The organism is Enterobacter cloacae complex sp. 394I7 (assembly GCF_057320345.1).
On the sequence record NZ_JBXWCR010000007.1, the window covers coordinates 167,638 to 181,639 of the forward strand.

Genomic DNA, 14,002 nt, shown 5'->3' on the forward strand with positions numbered 1-14,002 from the left:
GAAGTGGCCGCAAAGCGATATCCATACAAACAGATGAAGATTACAGCCGTAACGTCTATAATCAGCGCCCCACACAGAGGTAGAACATGACTGTAACGACTTTTTCCGAACTTGAACTCGATGAAAGCCTGCTCAATGCACTTGAGAGCAAAGGCTTTACACGCCCGACCGCCATTCAGGCAGCGGCCATTCCGCCTGCGCTTGAGGGCCGCGATGTGCTCGGTTCTGCGCCAACCGGCACGGGGAAGACAGCAGCTTACTTGCTGCCTGTGTTGCAGCATCTGCTCGATTTTCCACGTAAAAAATCAGGCCCGCCGCGTATTTTGATCCTGACGCCGACGCGCGAGCTGGCGATGCAGGTTGCCGATCACGCCCGCGAGCTGGCGGCCAATACCCATCTGGATATCGCCACGATCACTGGCGGCGTTGCGTATATGAACCACGCCGAAGTGTTCAGCGAAAACCAGGACATCGTCGTTGCGACGACCGGTCGCCTGCTGCAGTACATTAAAGAAGAGAACTTCGACTGCCGCGCGGTAGAAACACTGATTCTGGATGAAGCTGACCGCATGCTGGACATGGGCTTCGCGCAGGATATCGAACATATCGCGGGTGAGACACGCTGGCGTAACCAGACGATGCTGTTCTCTGCCACCCTTGAAGGGGACGCGATCAAAGACTTCGCAGAGCGCCTGCTGGAAGATCCGGTGGAAGTTTCCGCGACGCCGTCCACGCGCGAGCGCAAGAAGATCCACCAGTGGTATTACCGTGCAGATAACCTTGAACACAAGGTTGAGTTACTTAAGCACCTGCTGAAGCAGGACGATGCCACCCGTACCATCGTCTTTGTGCGTAAGCGCGAGCGTGTGCATGAACTGGCTGAAATGCTGCGTAATGCCGGAATCAATAACTGCTATCTCGAAGGCGAGATGGCGCAGGTTAAGCGTACCGAAGGGATTAAACGTCTGACTGATGGTCGCGTGAACGTGCTGGTCGCAACAGACGTTGCTGCACGCGGGATCGACATTCCGGACGTCAGTCACGTCATTAACTTCGATATGCCACGCAGCGGCGACACCTATCTGCACCGCATTGGCCGTACCGGCCGTGCCGGACGCAAAGGTATCGCGATCTCTCTGGTCGAAGCGCATGACTACCTGCTGCTGCAGAAAATTGGCCGCTACGTTGATGAGCCACTGAAAGCACGCGTTATTGATGAGCTTCGCCCGACCACACGTGCACCGAGTGAAAAAATGACGGGCAAACCGTCTAAAAAAGCGCTCGCAAAACGTGCTGAGAAAAAAGAGAAAGAAAAAGAGAAGCCGCGCGTGAAGCAGCGCCACCGCGATACCAAGAATATTGGTAAACGCCGTAAACCAAGCTCTTCCGCACCAGAGACGAAAACTGAAGAGTAAAAAAAGCCGGGGAAAAACCCGGCTTTTTTATTCCACCCCCGAGACTGAAACCTTACAGGCTTTCAGTAAAGGTACGCGCAATAACGTCGCGCTGCTGTTCCGGGGTCAGAGAGTTAAAACGTACTGCATAACCTGATACACGAATGGTCAGCTGTGGGTATTTTTCCGGGTGCTTAACCGCATCTTCCAGCGTTTCACGGCGCAGCACGTTCACGTTCAGGTGCTGACCACCTTCAACGCGCACTTCCGGTTTTACTTCCATTGGGATTTCACGGTATTCGATTTCGCCCAGTTTGTTCACCGGAACGATTTCATCTTCAGCAAAACCCGCTTTCGCTACTACACAGCGCGCTTCATTTTTCTCGCTGTCCAGCAGCCAGAAAGAGTTGAGCAGGTCGTCATTTGCAGCTTTAGTAATCTGGATACCTGTAATCATGTGTTGCCTCCCTTAGGCTACATTAACTGGTGTCGGCCTCGCGCGGCCAATTGGTAAAACCATTGTTTCTTGTGTGTATATATATCACTCGCACCCCGGTCATTTATTGATTTAAATCAACAAAAACACCAACCACACAAAGAGTGTGGTTTGATTTTATTGTTCCAGATCAATTTCATTGCTTTGCCAGCTCAACTCCTTTCGCATCTATTCAAAATAAATTGAATGACTTACGGTGATTTTATGCCTGGGATTTTGCACCCCGGGTTTTAGCGGTTAAGCTAGGCGCAGAATGTGATTCGCAGGAGAGCGAGATGACGACACCGTTGACCTGGCACGATGTGCTGGCAGAAGAGAAACAGCAGCCCTATTTTATTAACACCCTCAGCACCGTTGCGGCAGAGCGGCAGTCTGGCCAGACGATTTATCCGCCACAAAAAGATGTTTTCAACGCGTTTCGCTATACCGAACTCAGCGATGTAAAAGTTGTTATCCTCGGTCAGGATCCTTACCACGGACCGGGACAGGCTCACGGGCTTGCTTTCTCTGTACGTCCTGGGGTTGCTATCCCCCCTTCGCTTCTGAACATGTACAAAGAACTCGAAAAGACCGTGCCCGGGTTTACCCGGCCCACTCATGGTTATTTGGAAAGCTGGGCGCGCCAGGGCGTGCTGTTACTGAATACGGTACTCACCGTACGTGCCGGTCAGGCACATTCTCACGCCAGCCTGGGCTGGGAAACCTTTACCGATAAAGTCATCAGCCTTATCAACGAGCATCGTGAAGGGGTGGTGTTTTTACTGTGGGGTTCCCACGCGCAGAAGAAAGGGGCGATTATCGACAGGCAGCGTCATCATGTCCTGAAGGCACCGCATCCGTCACCGCTGTCAGCGCATCGTGGTTTCTTTGGTTGTAATCATTTTGTTCTGGCGAACGAGTGGCTGGAAAAACGTGGCGAAACGCCAATTGACTGGCTGCCAGTGTTACCGGCTGAGAGTGAGTAACGCAGCGAATGTGCCCGTTTTAGCGGGCACACCCGATGCACAGTCTTATGCTTTATTCTGACGCCACCATTCCGCCAGCAGTACGCCAGTCGCAACGGAAACGTTCAGACTTTCAACATTGCCTGTACCGTCGATAGAGACGCTCAGATCCGCGCTGGAAAGCGCAGCATCCGACAGGCCATCACGCTCCTGACCCAGCACCAGCACCATTTTACGCGGCAGTGTCGCTTTAAACAGCGGCGTAGCGGCATGGCTGGAGGTTGTGACGATGGCATATCCCGCATTACGGAACTGCTCAATAGCATCCAGAACGCTGTCGCCGGTGATCGGCTGAACATGCTCTGCCCCGCCCTCTGCGGTACGGATCGCGGCACCCGATTCCAGCAGCGCGGCATCCTGTAACAGCACGCCTTTCACGCCAAAGTGCGCGCAGCTACGCATCATTGCACCCAGATTATGCGGGTTGCCCACATCTTCAAGTGCCAGCACGCAGTCATCGGCTTCCGCCTGGCTAACCCACTGCTGTACGGTAGTCCCGTTACGTTTTTTGATCAGGAAGCACACGCCACCGTGGTGTTCAGTGCCTGATGCTTTCGTCAGCTCAGCGTCATCCACCACATGGTAGGCTTTACGGTTTGCCGCCATCCAGCGCAGCGCTTCTTTAAAGCGCGGGGTTACGCTCTGGAGAAACCATGCGCGAACGATGCACTCAGGACGGCTCTGGAACAGCGCCTGGCAGGCATTCTCGCCATAGACTCGGGTCTCTTCTGCACGCTGACGGCGCAGCACTTCCGGGTCAATAAAGCTTTTCCCGCTGATACCACCGTGATCGGCTTTTTCAGGCGCCTCTTCACCAGGGGCACGAGAAACGGTACGCCAGGGGGATGAACCCTCGCGCGAGAAATCATCGCGTTTACGATCGTCACGCTTGCGGTCATCACGTTTGCGGTCATCACCGCGGTTATTTCTGTCATCGCGGGCGGGGCGACGGCCACCGTCTGCACGAGAAGACGCCGGACGCCCGCCACCTTTTCCGGTACGCGGATTTTGGGTGCGTTTATCAGAGTCATCATCACTGCGGACATACATCACTTTGACCTTGCCGCTTTTGTTTTTCATTTCGTCGTTCATGCTTTTCTCCACCAGCGCTGCGCGAAGCGCGCAGATTACCCGATGTGCAAGCTCATAGCCATAAATTCGTACAAAAGCCTGTGACTATTGTTCTCATTGAATAAAACGCATTGTCGTTTCAAACAGGCTGAATGATAATATGTAACATATTAGAAACATTATCGGCATTCTGCCGCTGTCCCACGGCTCTATCAGAGGTTAGTTATGAATACCGTATGTGCCAACTGTCAGGCTCTTAATCGCATTCCGGACGATCGGATTGAAGATGGTGCGAAATGCGGGCGTTGTGGCCATGAACTGTTTGATGGCGATGTTATCAACGCTACGGGTGCTACGCTGGACAAACTCCTCAAGGACGATCTTCCGGTGGTTGTCGATTTTTGGGCACCGTGGTGTGGTCCGTGCCGTAGCTTCGCGCCTGTCTTCGAAGATGTTGCCGAAGAACGCAGCGGCAAAATGCGTTTTGTTAAGGTCAATACCGAAGCAGAACGTGAGCTGAGCGCACGCTTTCGCATTCGCAGCATCCCAACCATCATGATTTTCAAAAATGGTGAAGTGATCGACATGCTTAACGGTGCTGTTCCTAAAGCACCGTTTGATAGCTGGTTAAACGAATCGCTGTAACATTAACGGGGCGCATCTTGTGCCCCGTTCCTTCCTCTGCGAAAATAGGGTTTTTCCTGCACTTCGCCCATGACTGATAACGCTGTTCTTCAACTGCGTGCCGCACGCCTGGCCCGCGCGACTCGCCCTTTTCTTGCCCGCGGCAATCGTATTCGCCGCTGTCAGCGTTGTCTGCTGCCGCTAAAAGTTTGTCTGTGCGAGACCCTTGCGCCGAGCACCGCGAAGAGTCGTTTTTGCCTGGTCATGTTCGATACCGAACCAATGAAACCCAGCAATACCGGACGCCTTATTGCCGACATTCTGCCGGATACCGCGGCATTTCAGTGGTCACGCACGGAACCTCCGCAGGCCCTGCTCGACTTAGTGGCAAACCCGGACTATCAGCCAATGGTCGTATTTCCGGCCTCGTATGCTGGCGAAGATCGCCAGGTCCTTTCGGCACCGCCATCTGGTAAACCGCCGCTGTTTATTATGCTGGACGGAACCTGGACCGAAGCGCGAAAAATGTTCCGCAAAAGTCCTTATCTCGATTCATTGCCGGTGATTTCGGTCGACCTTTCACGCGTCTCGGCCTACCGCCTGCGAGAAGCGCATGCTGACGGGCAGTACTGTACCGCTGAAGTGGCGATTGCCCTTCTGGATTTAGCGGGAGATACCGTCGCGGCAGGTGCGCTGGGGAGCCATTTCTCCCGCTTTCGTGAACGTTACCTGGCAGGAAAAACCGTTCATAAGGGCAGCGTCACAGCAACTGAGACAGAAAACGTTTAAAATCATCAGGTCGCTTGCATTCACAGGAGGCCTGCATGAGCCAGCGAGGGTTAGAAGCGCTACTTCGTCCTAAATCCATTGCCGTTATCGGCGCATCAATGAAACCGGACCGCGCAGGCTATCTGATGATGCGTAACCTGCTGGCTGGCGGATTTAATGGCCCCGTCATGCCCGTGACGCCTGCCTATAAGGCTGTTCAGGGGGTGCTGGCATGGCCGGACGTGCAGAGCCTGCCTTTCATACCGGACCTTGCCATCCTGTGTACAAATGCGAAACGTAATCCAGCCCTGCTGGAGTCGCTCGGCAGGAAAGGATGTAAAACCTGCATTATTCTCTCGTCTCCGCCCGAACAGCAGCCGGAGCTTCTGGCATGCGCCAGTCGCTATCAGATGCGCATTCTTGGGCCAAACAGTCTGGGCCTGCTCGCCCCGTGGCAGGGGCTGAATGCCAGCTTCTCCCCGGTCCCTATCCGCAAAGGCAAACTCGCTTTCATTTCGCAATCGGCTGCGGTATCGAACACGATCCTCGACTGGGCGCAACAGCGTGAGATGGGTTTTTCCTACTTCATTGCTCTGGGTGACAGCCTGGACATCGACGTTGATGAACTGCTCGATTTTCTGGCTCGCGACAGCAAAACCAGCGCCATTCTTCTTTATCTTGAGCATCTGAGCGACGCCCGTCGTTTTGTATCAGCTTCCCGTAGCGCGTCCCGTAACAAACCGATTCTGGTGATCAAAAGCGGGCGTAGCCCCGCCGCCCAGCGTCTGCTGCAGTCGCATTCCGGCATGGATCCCGCCTGGGATGCCGCGATTCAACGCGCGGGTTTGCTGCGGGTTCAGGATACACACGAGCTTTTTTCCGCCGTCGAGACGTTAAGCCATATGCGTCCGTTACGCGGTGAGAAGTTAATGATTGTCAGTAATGGCGCGGCTCCTGCCGCACTTGCACTGGATGAACTGTGGCTGCGCAATGGCAAGCTGGCCACCCTAGGTGAGGAGACGCTTCAACGCCTGAAAGAGGCGCTGCCGGCAAGCGTTAGCCCAGGCAATCCCCTCGATTTGCGCGATGACGCCAGTAGCGATCACTATATCAGGGCGATCTCCCTTTTACTGGATAGCCAGGATTTCGACGCGCTGATGATTATTCACTCCCCCAGCGCGGTCGCTCCCGGGAGTGAAAGCGCGCGCGCACTGATTGACGCCGTCCGGAACCATCCTCGTGGAAAATATGTCACCCTGCTGACCAACTGGTGCGGTGAGTTCTCTTCCCAGGAGGCACGACGCCTGTTCAGTGAAGCCGGTCTGCCCACCTACCGCACTCCGGAAGGCACGATTACGGCGTTTATGCATATGGTGGAGTATCGCCGCAACCAGAAGCAGCTCCGTGAAACCCCGGCTTTACCGGGTAACCTGACGGCGAACACCGCCGATGTTCATCGGCTTTTACAGCAGGCTATCGAAGAGGGAGCCACCTCGCTTGATACGCACGAAGTGCAGCCGATTCTGGGCAGTTACGGGATGCAAACCCTGCCCACCTGGATTGCCGGCGACAGCGCCGAAGCCGTGCATATTGCCGAACAAATTGGCTATCCCGTTGCCCTCAAGCTTCGCTCACCGGATATCCCGCATAAGTCTGATGTCCAGGGAGTGATGTTATACCTGCGGACTGCGACCGAGGTACAGCAAGCCGCTGATGCCATATTCGACCGGGTCAAAATGGCCTGGCCTCAGGCGCGGATCCACGGGCTGCTGGTGCAAAGCATGGCTAATCGCGCTGGCGCTCAGGAGCTGCGCGTGGTGGTTGAATACGATCCCGTCTTTGGCCCGCTTATCATGCTGGGGGAAGGCGGCGTCGAGTGGCGTCCTGAGGAGCAGACGGTCGTGGCTTTGCCACCACTGAACATGAACCTGGCGCGTTATCTGATCATTCAGGCCATCAAGAGCAAAAAAATACGGGGCCGAAGCGCGCTGCGCCCTCTTGATATTGCCGGGTTGAGTCAGTTCCTGGTGCAGGTGTCTAACCTGATTGTTGATTGCGCGGAGATCCAGCGGCTGGACATCCACCCGCTGCTCGCCTCCGGCAGTGAGTTTACGGCCCTGGACGTCACGCTGGATATCGCGCCTTTCGAGGGTGACAGAGAGAGCCGCCTTGCGATCCGTCCGTATCCTCTGCAGCTGGAGGAGTGGGTGGAGATGAAAAACGGGGAGCGCGCGTTGTTCCGCCCTATCCTGCCGGAAGATGAACCGCAGCTGCGCACGTTCATCTCTCAGGTAACGAAAGAGGATCTTTACTATCGCTATTTTAGCGAAATCAACGAATTTACCCACGATGATTTAGCCAATATGACCCAGATCGACTACGATCGAGAAATGGCATTTGTCGCCGTTCGTCGTTCCGATAAGGGCGATGAGATCCTCGGCGTTACGCGTGCTATTTCCGACCCGGATAATGTTGATGCGGAGTTTGCTGTGCTGGTGCGCTCCGATCTGAAAGGGTTGGGTCTGGGGCGACGGCTGCTGGAAAAACTCATCAGTTATACGCGAGATCACGGATTGTTACGCCTCAATGGCATTACTATGCCTAACAATCGCGGTATGGTGACCCTGGCGCGAAAACTTGGATTTGACGTTGATATTCAGCTGGACGAAGGTATTGTGGCCTTATCCCTGAGCCTGATATCAGCGGATAAAGCCGAGTAAGCTACTGGAAATGTTACCCACTTTGGACGGGACTGGTGGTATCATTGTCCGCTTATGTTGTTTGCATGGTACAGACAACCCTTCAATGAACAGAGAAGAAACGCACTGTGATGTTGTCAAAATTTAAGCGTAATAAACATCAACAACACCTTGCTCAACTACCGAAGATTTCTCAGTCAGTTGATGATGTAGAGTTCTTTTACGCTCCCGCCCATTTTCGGGAGACGCTTCTGGAAAAGATTGCCGGCGCTACGCGTCGCATTTGCATTGTGGCCCTGTATCTTGAACAAGATGAAGGTGGGCGCGCGATCTTAAATGCGCTCTATGAAGCCAAGCGTCAACGTCCGGAACTGGATGTTCGCGTGCTGGTCGACTGGCACCGCGCTCAGCGTGGCCGTATAGGCGCTGCTGCTTCAAACACCAATGCTGACTGGTATTGCCGCACGGCGCAGGAAAATCCTGGCGTCGATGTGCCCGTTTACGGCGTACCTGTAAATACCCGAGAAGCGCTCGGCGTCCTTCATTTCAAAGGGTTCATCATTGATGACAGCGTGCTGTACAGCGGCGCGAGCCTGAATGATGTTTACCTTCATCAGCTCGATAAATATCGATATGACCGTTACCATCTGGTTCGTAATCCGCAGATGGCGGATATCATGTTTAATTGGGTTGATAAGAACTTAGTACAGGGTCGCGGCGTAAATCGTCTTGACGATCCACACCGTCCTAAAAGCCCGGAAATTAAAAATGATATCCGCGCGTTCCGCCAGGAACTGCGTGATGCGGTCTACCATTTCCAGGGCGATGCCAATAACGAAGAGCTATCCGTTACACCGCTGGTGGGGTTAGGCAAATCAAGCCTGCTGAACAAAACGATTTTCCACCTGATGCCGTGTGCGGAGCAGAAACTCATCATCTGCACCCCTTACTTCAACCTTCCCGCCGTGCTGGTGCGTAATATCATTCAGCTGCTGCGTGATGGTAAAAAAGTTGAAATTATCGTCGGTGACAAAACGGCTAACGACTTCTTTATTCCTGAAGATCAACCGTTCAAGATTATCGGTGCCCTCCCTTATCTCTATGAGATTAACCTGCGCCGTTTCCTGAGCCGTTTACAGTATTACGTTAACACTGACCAGCTGGTCGTGCGTCTGTGGAAAGATGAAGACAACAGTTATCATCTGAAAGGGATGTGGGTCGACGATGAATGGATGCTGCTTACGGGCAATAACCTGAACCCTCGCGCCTGGCGTCTGGATCTCGAAAATGCCATCCTGATCCATGACCCGAAACATGAGTTAGCGACCAGTCGTGAACGTGAGCTTGAGCTTATTCGCACACATACCACTGTGGTTCAGCATTACCGTGAACTGCAGAGCATTGCCGATTACCCGGTGAAAGTCCGCAAGCTTATTCGTCGCCTGCGTCGAATCCGTATTGACAGACTTATCAGCCGTATTCTGTGATGTCCAGGCCCTGTCAGCGACAGGGCTTTTTTTTGGAGTCCGCTAATGCGTATTCTTCTCTTGCTGAGTGCTCTCTTTCTCAGTGGCTGTAGCCATATGGCTAACGATAGCTGGTCCGGGCAGGATAAAGCGCAACACTTTCTCGCCTCCGCGATGTTGTCCGCTGCCGGTAATGAGTATGCACAACATCAGGGGTACAGCCGGGATCGTAGTGCGGCAATCGGCCTGATGTTCTCTGTAAGCCTTGGGGCTTCAAAAGAACTGTGGGATAGCCGCCCCGCGGGGAGCGGCTGGAGCTGGAAAGACTTTGCCTGGGACGTAGCCGGTGCCACGACCGGCTATGCCGTGTGGCAGATGGCTCGCTATTAGAGACGAATACCTTTACCCTTTCGATGCAACATCAGGGAGACAATAAAGGCCAGTGCCCCCATCACCGTCACGTACCAGAAGAAAGTTGTTTCCGTTCCCCATGATTTAAGCGACAGCGCGACGTACTCCGCAGAGCCACCGAACAGCGCATTGGCGACCGCATAAGAAAGCCCTACCCCCAAAGCGCGTACCTGTGCCGGGAACATCTCAGCCTTCAGGATCCCACTGATCGATGTGTAAAAACTGACAATGACCATCGCCAGCATGACCAGACCAAAGGCGGCATACGGTGAGGAAACGTGCTGAAGCGCAGTTAAAATGGGAACAGTACATAACGCGGACATGCCGCCAAAGATCAGCATTGATGTGCGACGCCCTATTTTATCGGAGAGCGCGCCAATAAGTGGCTGAATCAGCATAAAGACGAACAACGCGGCGGTCATGATAGCGCTGGCGACGTTGGCGTGCATGCCCGTGGTGTTCACCAGATATTTTTGCATGTAGGTGGTGAAGGTGTAAAAGCTGAGAGAACCGCCCGCGGTGAACCCGAGAACCATCAGGAAAGCTTTGCGGTTACGCCACAGCCCTTTAAACGACCCCGCCTCCTTCAGCGCCCGGACCTCTTTTTGCGAGGTTTCATCCAACTGACGACGCAACCAAAGTGCGACGACCGCCAGTACAGCGCCCATCGCGAAAGGAATTCGCCATCCCCACTCATGAAGCTGGCTGTCGGTAAGGACCTGCTGCAGAATAACCACCACCAGAATGGCCAGAAGCTGGCCACCAATAAGCGTGACGTACTGGAAAGAGGCGTAAAATCCTTTCCGGCCCTCGAGGGCAATTTCACTCATGTAAGTGGCGCTGGTACCGTATTCTCCTCCAACAGAAAGTCCCTGGAACAGACGAGCCAGTAGCAAAAGAGCCGGCGCCCATGTCCCGATAGCATCATAACCGGGGAGACAGGCGATCACCAGCGAGCCAAAGCACATCATGCAGACCGAAATCAGCATGGATGCCTTACGTCCTCGACGGTCTGCGATCCGTCCAAACAACCATCCACCAATGGGGCGCATTAAGAAGCCCGCAGCAAATACGCCAGCCGTTTGCAGAAGCTGTGTGGTGGTGTTTCCGGACGGGAAGAAGATATGTGCGAAGTAAAGTGAACAGAATGAGTAGACGTAAAAGTCGAACCATTCCACCAGGTTCCCTGAAGAGGCACTGACGATTGCCCATACCCTTCTACGGGAATCACTGGCAGCCAGCGTCCCGTTCGATGTTATGCTTTCTGTCATTGTGATTATGCTCCTGCCATAAAAACGGCATGCTGAGTCCTGAGAACTCACGATCTTGTAAAGCAAATGTTATTATTTTGTTATAAATAACATTGAGAGTAAGATCACATTTTCTGTTAGCAAGGTAAGTTATAGGATAAAGACTAAGGGTCGTTGGCTGGTGTGGCGGTGTGCAGTCTGACGCCGTCTCCGGTGGCGGGAAAGAACCAAAGCAAAAAACCCCGCACCATACGGTACGGGGTTCTTTTAATTGATGCCTGGCAGTTCCCTACTCTCGCATGGGGAGACCCCACACTACCATCGGCGCTACGGCGTTTCACTTCTGAGTTCGGCATGGGGTCAGGTGGGACCACCGCGCTAAAGCCGCCAGGCAAATTCTGTTAATCTGTATCAGCTGAAAATCGTCTCTCATCGCCAAAACATCTTCGGCGTTGTAAGGTTAAGCCTCACGGTTCATTAGTATCGGTTAGCTCAACGCATCGCTGCGCTTACACACCCGACCTATCAACGTCGTAGTCTTCAACGTTCCTTCAGGAGACTTAAAGTCTCAGGGAGAACTCATCTCGGGGCAAGTTTCGTGCTTAGATGCTTTCAGCACTTATCTCTTCCGCATTTAGCTACCGGGCAGTGCCATTGGCATGACAACCCGAACACCAGTGATGCGTCCACTCCGGTCCTCTCGTACTAGGAGCAGCCCCCCTCAATTCTCCAGCGCCCACGGCAGATAGGGACCGAACTGTCTCACGACGTTCTAAACCCAGCTCGCGTACCACTTTAAATGGCGAACAGCCATACCCTTGGGACCTACTTCAGCCCCAGGATGTGATGAGCCGACATCGAGGTGCCAAACACCGCCGTCGATATGAACTCTTGGGCGGTATCAGCCTGTTATCCCCGGAGTACCTTTTATCCGTTGAGCGATGGCCCTTCCATTCAGAACCACCGGATCACTATGACCTGCTTTCGCACCTGCTCGAGCCGTCACTCTCGCAGTCAAGCTAGCTTATGCCATTGCACTAACCTCCTGATGTCCGACCAGGATTAGCTAACCTTCGTGCTCCTCCGTTACTCTTTGGGAGGAGACCGCCCCAGTCAAACTACCCACCAGACACTGTCCGCAACCCGGATTACGGGTCTACGTTAGAACACCAGCCATTAAAGGGTGGTATTTCAAGGTTGGCTCCACGCAGACTGGCGTCCACGCTTCAAAGCCTCCCACCTATCCTACACATCAAGGACCAGTGTTCAGTGTCAAGCTATAGTAAAGGTTCACGGGGTCTTTCCGTCTTGCCGCGGGTACACTGCATCTTCACAGCGAGTTCAATTTCACTGAGTCTCGGGTGGAGACAGCCTGGCCATCATTACGCCATTCGTGCAGGTCGGAACTTACCCGACAAGGAATTTCGCTACCTTAGGACCGTTATAGTTACGGCCGCCGTTTACCGGGGCTTCGATCAAGAGCTTCGCGTTGCCGCTAACCCCATCAATTAACCTTCCGGCACCGGGCAGGCGTCACACCGTATACGTCCACTTTCGTGTTTGCACAGTGCTGTGTTTTTAATAAACAGTTGCAGCCAGCTGGTATCTTCGACTGATTTCAGCTCCACCCGCAGGGGCTTCACCTACATATCAGCGTGCCTTCTCCCGAAGTTACGGCACCATTTTGCCTAGTTCCTTCACCCGAGTTCTCTCAAGCGCCTTGGTATTCTCTACCTGACCACCTGTGTCGGTTTGGGGTACGATTTGATGTTACCTGATGCTTAGAGGCTTTTCCTGGAAGCAGGGCATTTGTTACTTCAGCACCGTAGTGCCTCGTCATCACACCTCAGCGTTAATAAGGAACCGGATTTACCTGGAACCTCCGCCTACATGCTTAAACCGGGACAACCGTCGCCCGGCTAACATAGCCTTCTCCGTCCCCCCTTCGCAGTAACACCAAGTACAGGAATATTAACCTGTTTCCCATCGACTACGCCTTTCGGCCTCGCCTTAGGGGTCGACTCACCCTGCCCCGATTAACGTTGGACAGGAACCCTTGGTCTTCCGGCGAGCGGGCTTTTCACCCGCTTTATCGTTACTTATGTCAGCATTCGCACTTCTGATACCTCCAGCACCCCTCACAGGACACCTTCAACGGCTTACAGAACGCTCCCCTACCCAACAACACATAGTGTCGCTGCCGCAGCTTCGGTGCATGGTTTAGCCCCGTTACATCTTCCGCGCAGGCCGACTCGACCAGTGAGCTATTACGCTTTCTTTAAATGATGGCTGCTTCTAAGCCAACATCCTGGCTGTCTGTGCCTTCCCACATCGTTTCCCACTTAACCATGACTTTGGGACCTTAGCTGGCGGTCTGGGTTGTTTCCCTCTTCACGACGGACGTTAGCACCCGCCGTGTGTCTCCCGTGATAACATTCTTCGGTATTCGTAGTTTGCATCGGGTTGGTAAGCCGGGATGGCCCCCTAGCCGAAACAGTGCTCTACCCCCGAAGATGAGTTCACGAGGCGCTACCTAAATAGCTTTCGGGGAGAACCAGCTATCTCCCGGTTTGATTGGCCTTTCACCCCCAGCCACAAGTCATCCGCTAATTTTTCAACATTAGTCGGTTCGGTCCTCCAGTTAGTGTTACCCAACCTTCAACCTGCCCATGGCTAGATCACCGGGTTTCGGGTCTATACCCTGCAACTTAACGCCCAGTTAAGACTCGGTTTCCCTTCGGCTCCCCTATACGGTTAACCTTGCTACAGAATATAAGTCGCTGACCCATTATACAAAAGGTACGCAGTCACCCCATAAA

At 53.7% G+C, this 14,002-nt stretch carries 10 protein-coding genes and 2 rRNA genes; 7 read left to right on the forward strand and 5 right to left on the reverse strand.

Going from position 1 to position 14,002, the window contains the following annotated elements; translation table 11 throughout:
* The first annotated feature begins 86 nt into the window (after window positions 1–86).
* Window positions 87–1,415, forward strand: a complete 1,329-nt coding sequence (gene srmB / locus AC2FAP_RS20175) for an ATP-dependent RNA helicase SrmB (protein WP_449541464.1) — start codon at window positions 87–89, stop codon at window positions 1,413–1,415.
* A 52-nt stretch (window positions 1,416–1,467) separates the two neighbouring features.
* On the opposite strand, the gene grcA is transcribed toward srmB, so the two are convergent.
* Entirely contained in the window at window positions 1,468–1,851 is a 384-nt protein-coding gene (gene grcA / locus AC2FAP_RS20180; RefSeq protein ID WP_013098327.1) for an autonomous glycyl radical cofactor GrcA, read from the reverse strand.
* Between the two features lie 314 nt (window positions 1,852–2,165).
* On the opposite strand from grcA, the gene ung reads away from it, so the two are divergent.
* Window positions 2,166–2,855, forward strand: a complete 690-nt coding sequence (ung, locus tag AC2FAP_RS20185; protein ID WP_044867783.1) for a uracil-DNA glycosylase — start codon at window positions 2,166–2,168, stop codon at window positions 2,853–2,855.
* A gap of 45 nt (window positions 2,856–2,900) precedes the next feature.
* Here ung and AC2FAP_RS20190 read toward each other — a convergent pair whose 3' ends face one another.
* Window positions 2,901–3,986: a tRNA/rRNA methyltransferase gene (locus AC2FAP_RS20190; RefSeq protein WP_449541465.1), complete on the reverse strand. Its 1,086-nt coding sequence runs from the start codon at window positions 3,984–3,986 to the stop codon at window positions 2,901–2,903.
* A gap of 204 nt (window positions 3,987–4,190) precedes the next feature.
* On the opposite strand from AC2FAP_RS20190, the gene trxC reads away from it, so the two are divergent.
* From trxC to AC2FAP_RS20215, 5 genes are all read left to right on the forward strand, one after another.
* Complete coding sequence (gene trxC, locus AC2FAP_RS20195; RefSeq protein WP_014171226.1) at window positions 4,191–4,610, forward strand: thioredoxin TrxC; 420 nt, start codon at window positions 4,191–4,193, stop codon at window positions 4,608–4,610.
* A 69-nt stretch (window positions 4,611–4,679) separates the two neighbouring features.
* Window positions 4,680–5,378 carry a tRNA-uridine aminocarboxypropyltransferase gene (gene tapT, locus AC2FAP_RS20200; protein WP_032680476.1) on the forward strand — a complete coding sequence of 233 codons (699 nt, stop codon included), beginning with the start codon at window positions 4,680–4,682 and terminating at the stop codon, window positions 5,376–5,378.
* A gap of 35 nt (window positions 5,379–5,413) precedes the next feature.
* Window positions 5,414–8,077, forward strand: a complete 2,664-nt coding sequence (locus AC2FAP_RS20205; protein WP_449541466.1) for a bifunctional acetate--CoA ligase family protein/GNAT family N-acetyltransferase — start codon at window positions 5,414–5,416, stop codon at window positions 8,075–8,077.
* Window positions 8,078–8,187: 110 nt separating this feature from the next.
* Window positions 8,188–9,543, forward strand: coding sequence for a CDP-diacylglycerol--serine O-phosphatidyltransferase (pssA, locus tag AC2FAP_RS20210; RefSeq protein ID WP_020882993.1), 1,356 nt, complete (start codon window positions 8,188–8,190; stop codon window positions 9,541–9,543).
* Window positions 9,544–9,588: 45 nt separating this feature from the next.
* Window positions 9,589–9,912, forward strand: a complete 324-nt coding sequence (locus AC2FAP_RS20215; protein ID WP_014171230.1) for a YfiM family lipoprotein — start codon at window positions 9,589–9,591, stop codon at window positions 9,910–9,912.
* Here AC2FAP_RS20215 and AC2FAP_RS20220 read toward each other — a convergent pair.
* The 3 genes from AC2FAP_RS20220 to AC2FAP_RS20230 all read right to left on the reverse strand — a co-directional run.
* Window positions 9,909–11,204: an MFS transporter gene (locus AC2FAP_RS20220; protein ID WP_025203439.1), complete on the reverse strand. Its 1,296-nt coding sequence runs from the start codon at window positions 11,202–11,204 to the stop codon at window positions 9,909–9,911. The two genes, AC2FAP_RS20215 and AC2FAP_RS20220, sit on opposite strands and share 4 nt — an antisense overlap.
* Before the next feature lie 255 nt (window positions 11,205–11,459).
* Window positions 11,460–11,575 (reverse strand): 5S ribosomal RNA (rrf, locus tag AC2FAP_RS20225).
* A gap of 64 nt (window positions 11,576–11,639) precedes the next feature.
* Window positions 11,640–14,002: ribosomal RNA gene (locus AC2FAP_RS20230) — 23S ribosomal RNA — on the reverse strand; the annotation flags it as partial.

What these genes read in the sequence shown, in the direction of transcription:
- srmB (WP_449541464.1), top strand. Translation starts at nt 87, where the DNA reads ATGACTGTAACGACTTTTTCCGAACTTGAACTCGATGAAAGCCTGCTC.
- grcA (WP_013098327.1), bottom strand. Translation starts at nt 1,851, where the DNA reads ATGATTACAGGTATCCAGATTACTAAAGCTGCAAATGACGACCTGCTC.
- ung (WP_044867783.1), top strand. Translation starts at nt 2,166, where the DNA reads ATGACGACACCGTTGACCTGGCACGATGTGCTGGCAGAAGAGAAACAG.
- AC2FAP_RS20190 (WP_449541465.1), bottom strand. Translation starts at nt 3,986, where the DNA reads ATGAACGACGAAATGAAAAACAAAAGCGGCAAGGTCAAAGTGATGTAT.
- trxC (WP_014171226.1), top strand. Translation starts at nt 4,191, where the DNA reads ATGAATACCGTATGTGCCAACTGTCAGGCTCTTAATCGCATTCCGGAC.
- tapT (WP_032680476.1), top strand. Translation starts at nt 4,680, where the DNA reads ATGACTGATAACGCTGTTCTTCAACTGCGTGCCGCACGCCTGGCCCGC.
- AC2FAP_RS20205 (WP_449541466.1), top strand. Translation starts at nt 5,414, where the DNA reads ATGAGCCAGCGAGGGTTAGAAGCGCTACTTCGTCCTAAATCCATTGCC.
- pssA (WP_020882993.1), top strand. Translation starts at nt 8,188, where the DNA reads ATGTTGTCAAAATTTAAGCGTAATAAACATCAACAACACCTTGCTCAA.
- AC2FAP_RS20215 (WP_014171230.1), top strand. Translation starts at nt 9,589, where the DNA reads ATGCGTATTCTTCTCTTGCTGAGTGCTCTCTTTCTCAGTGGCTGTAGC.
- AC2FAP_RS20220 (WP_025203439.1), bottom strand. Translation starts at nt 11,204, where the DNA reads ATGACAGAAAGCATAACATCGAACGGGACGCTGGCTGCCAGTGATTCC.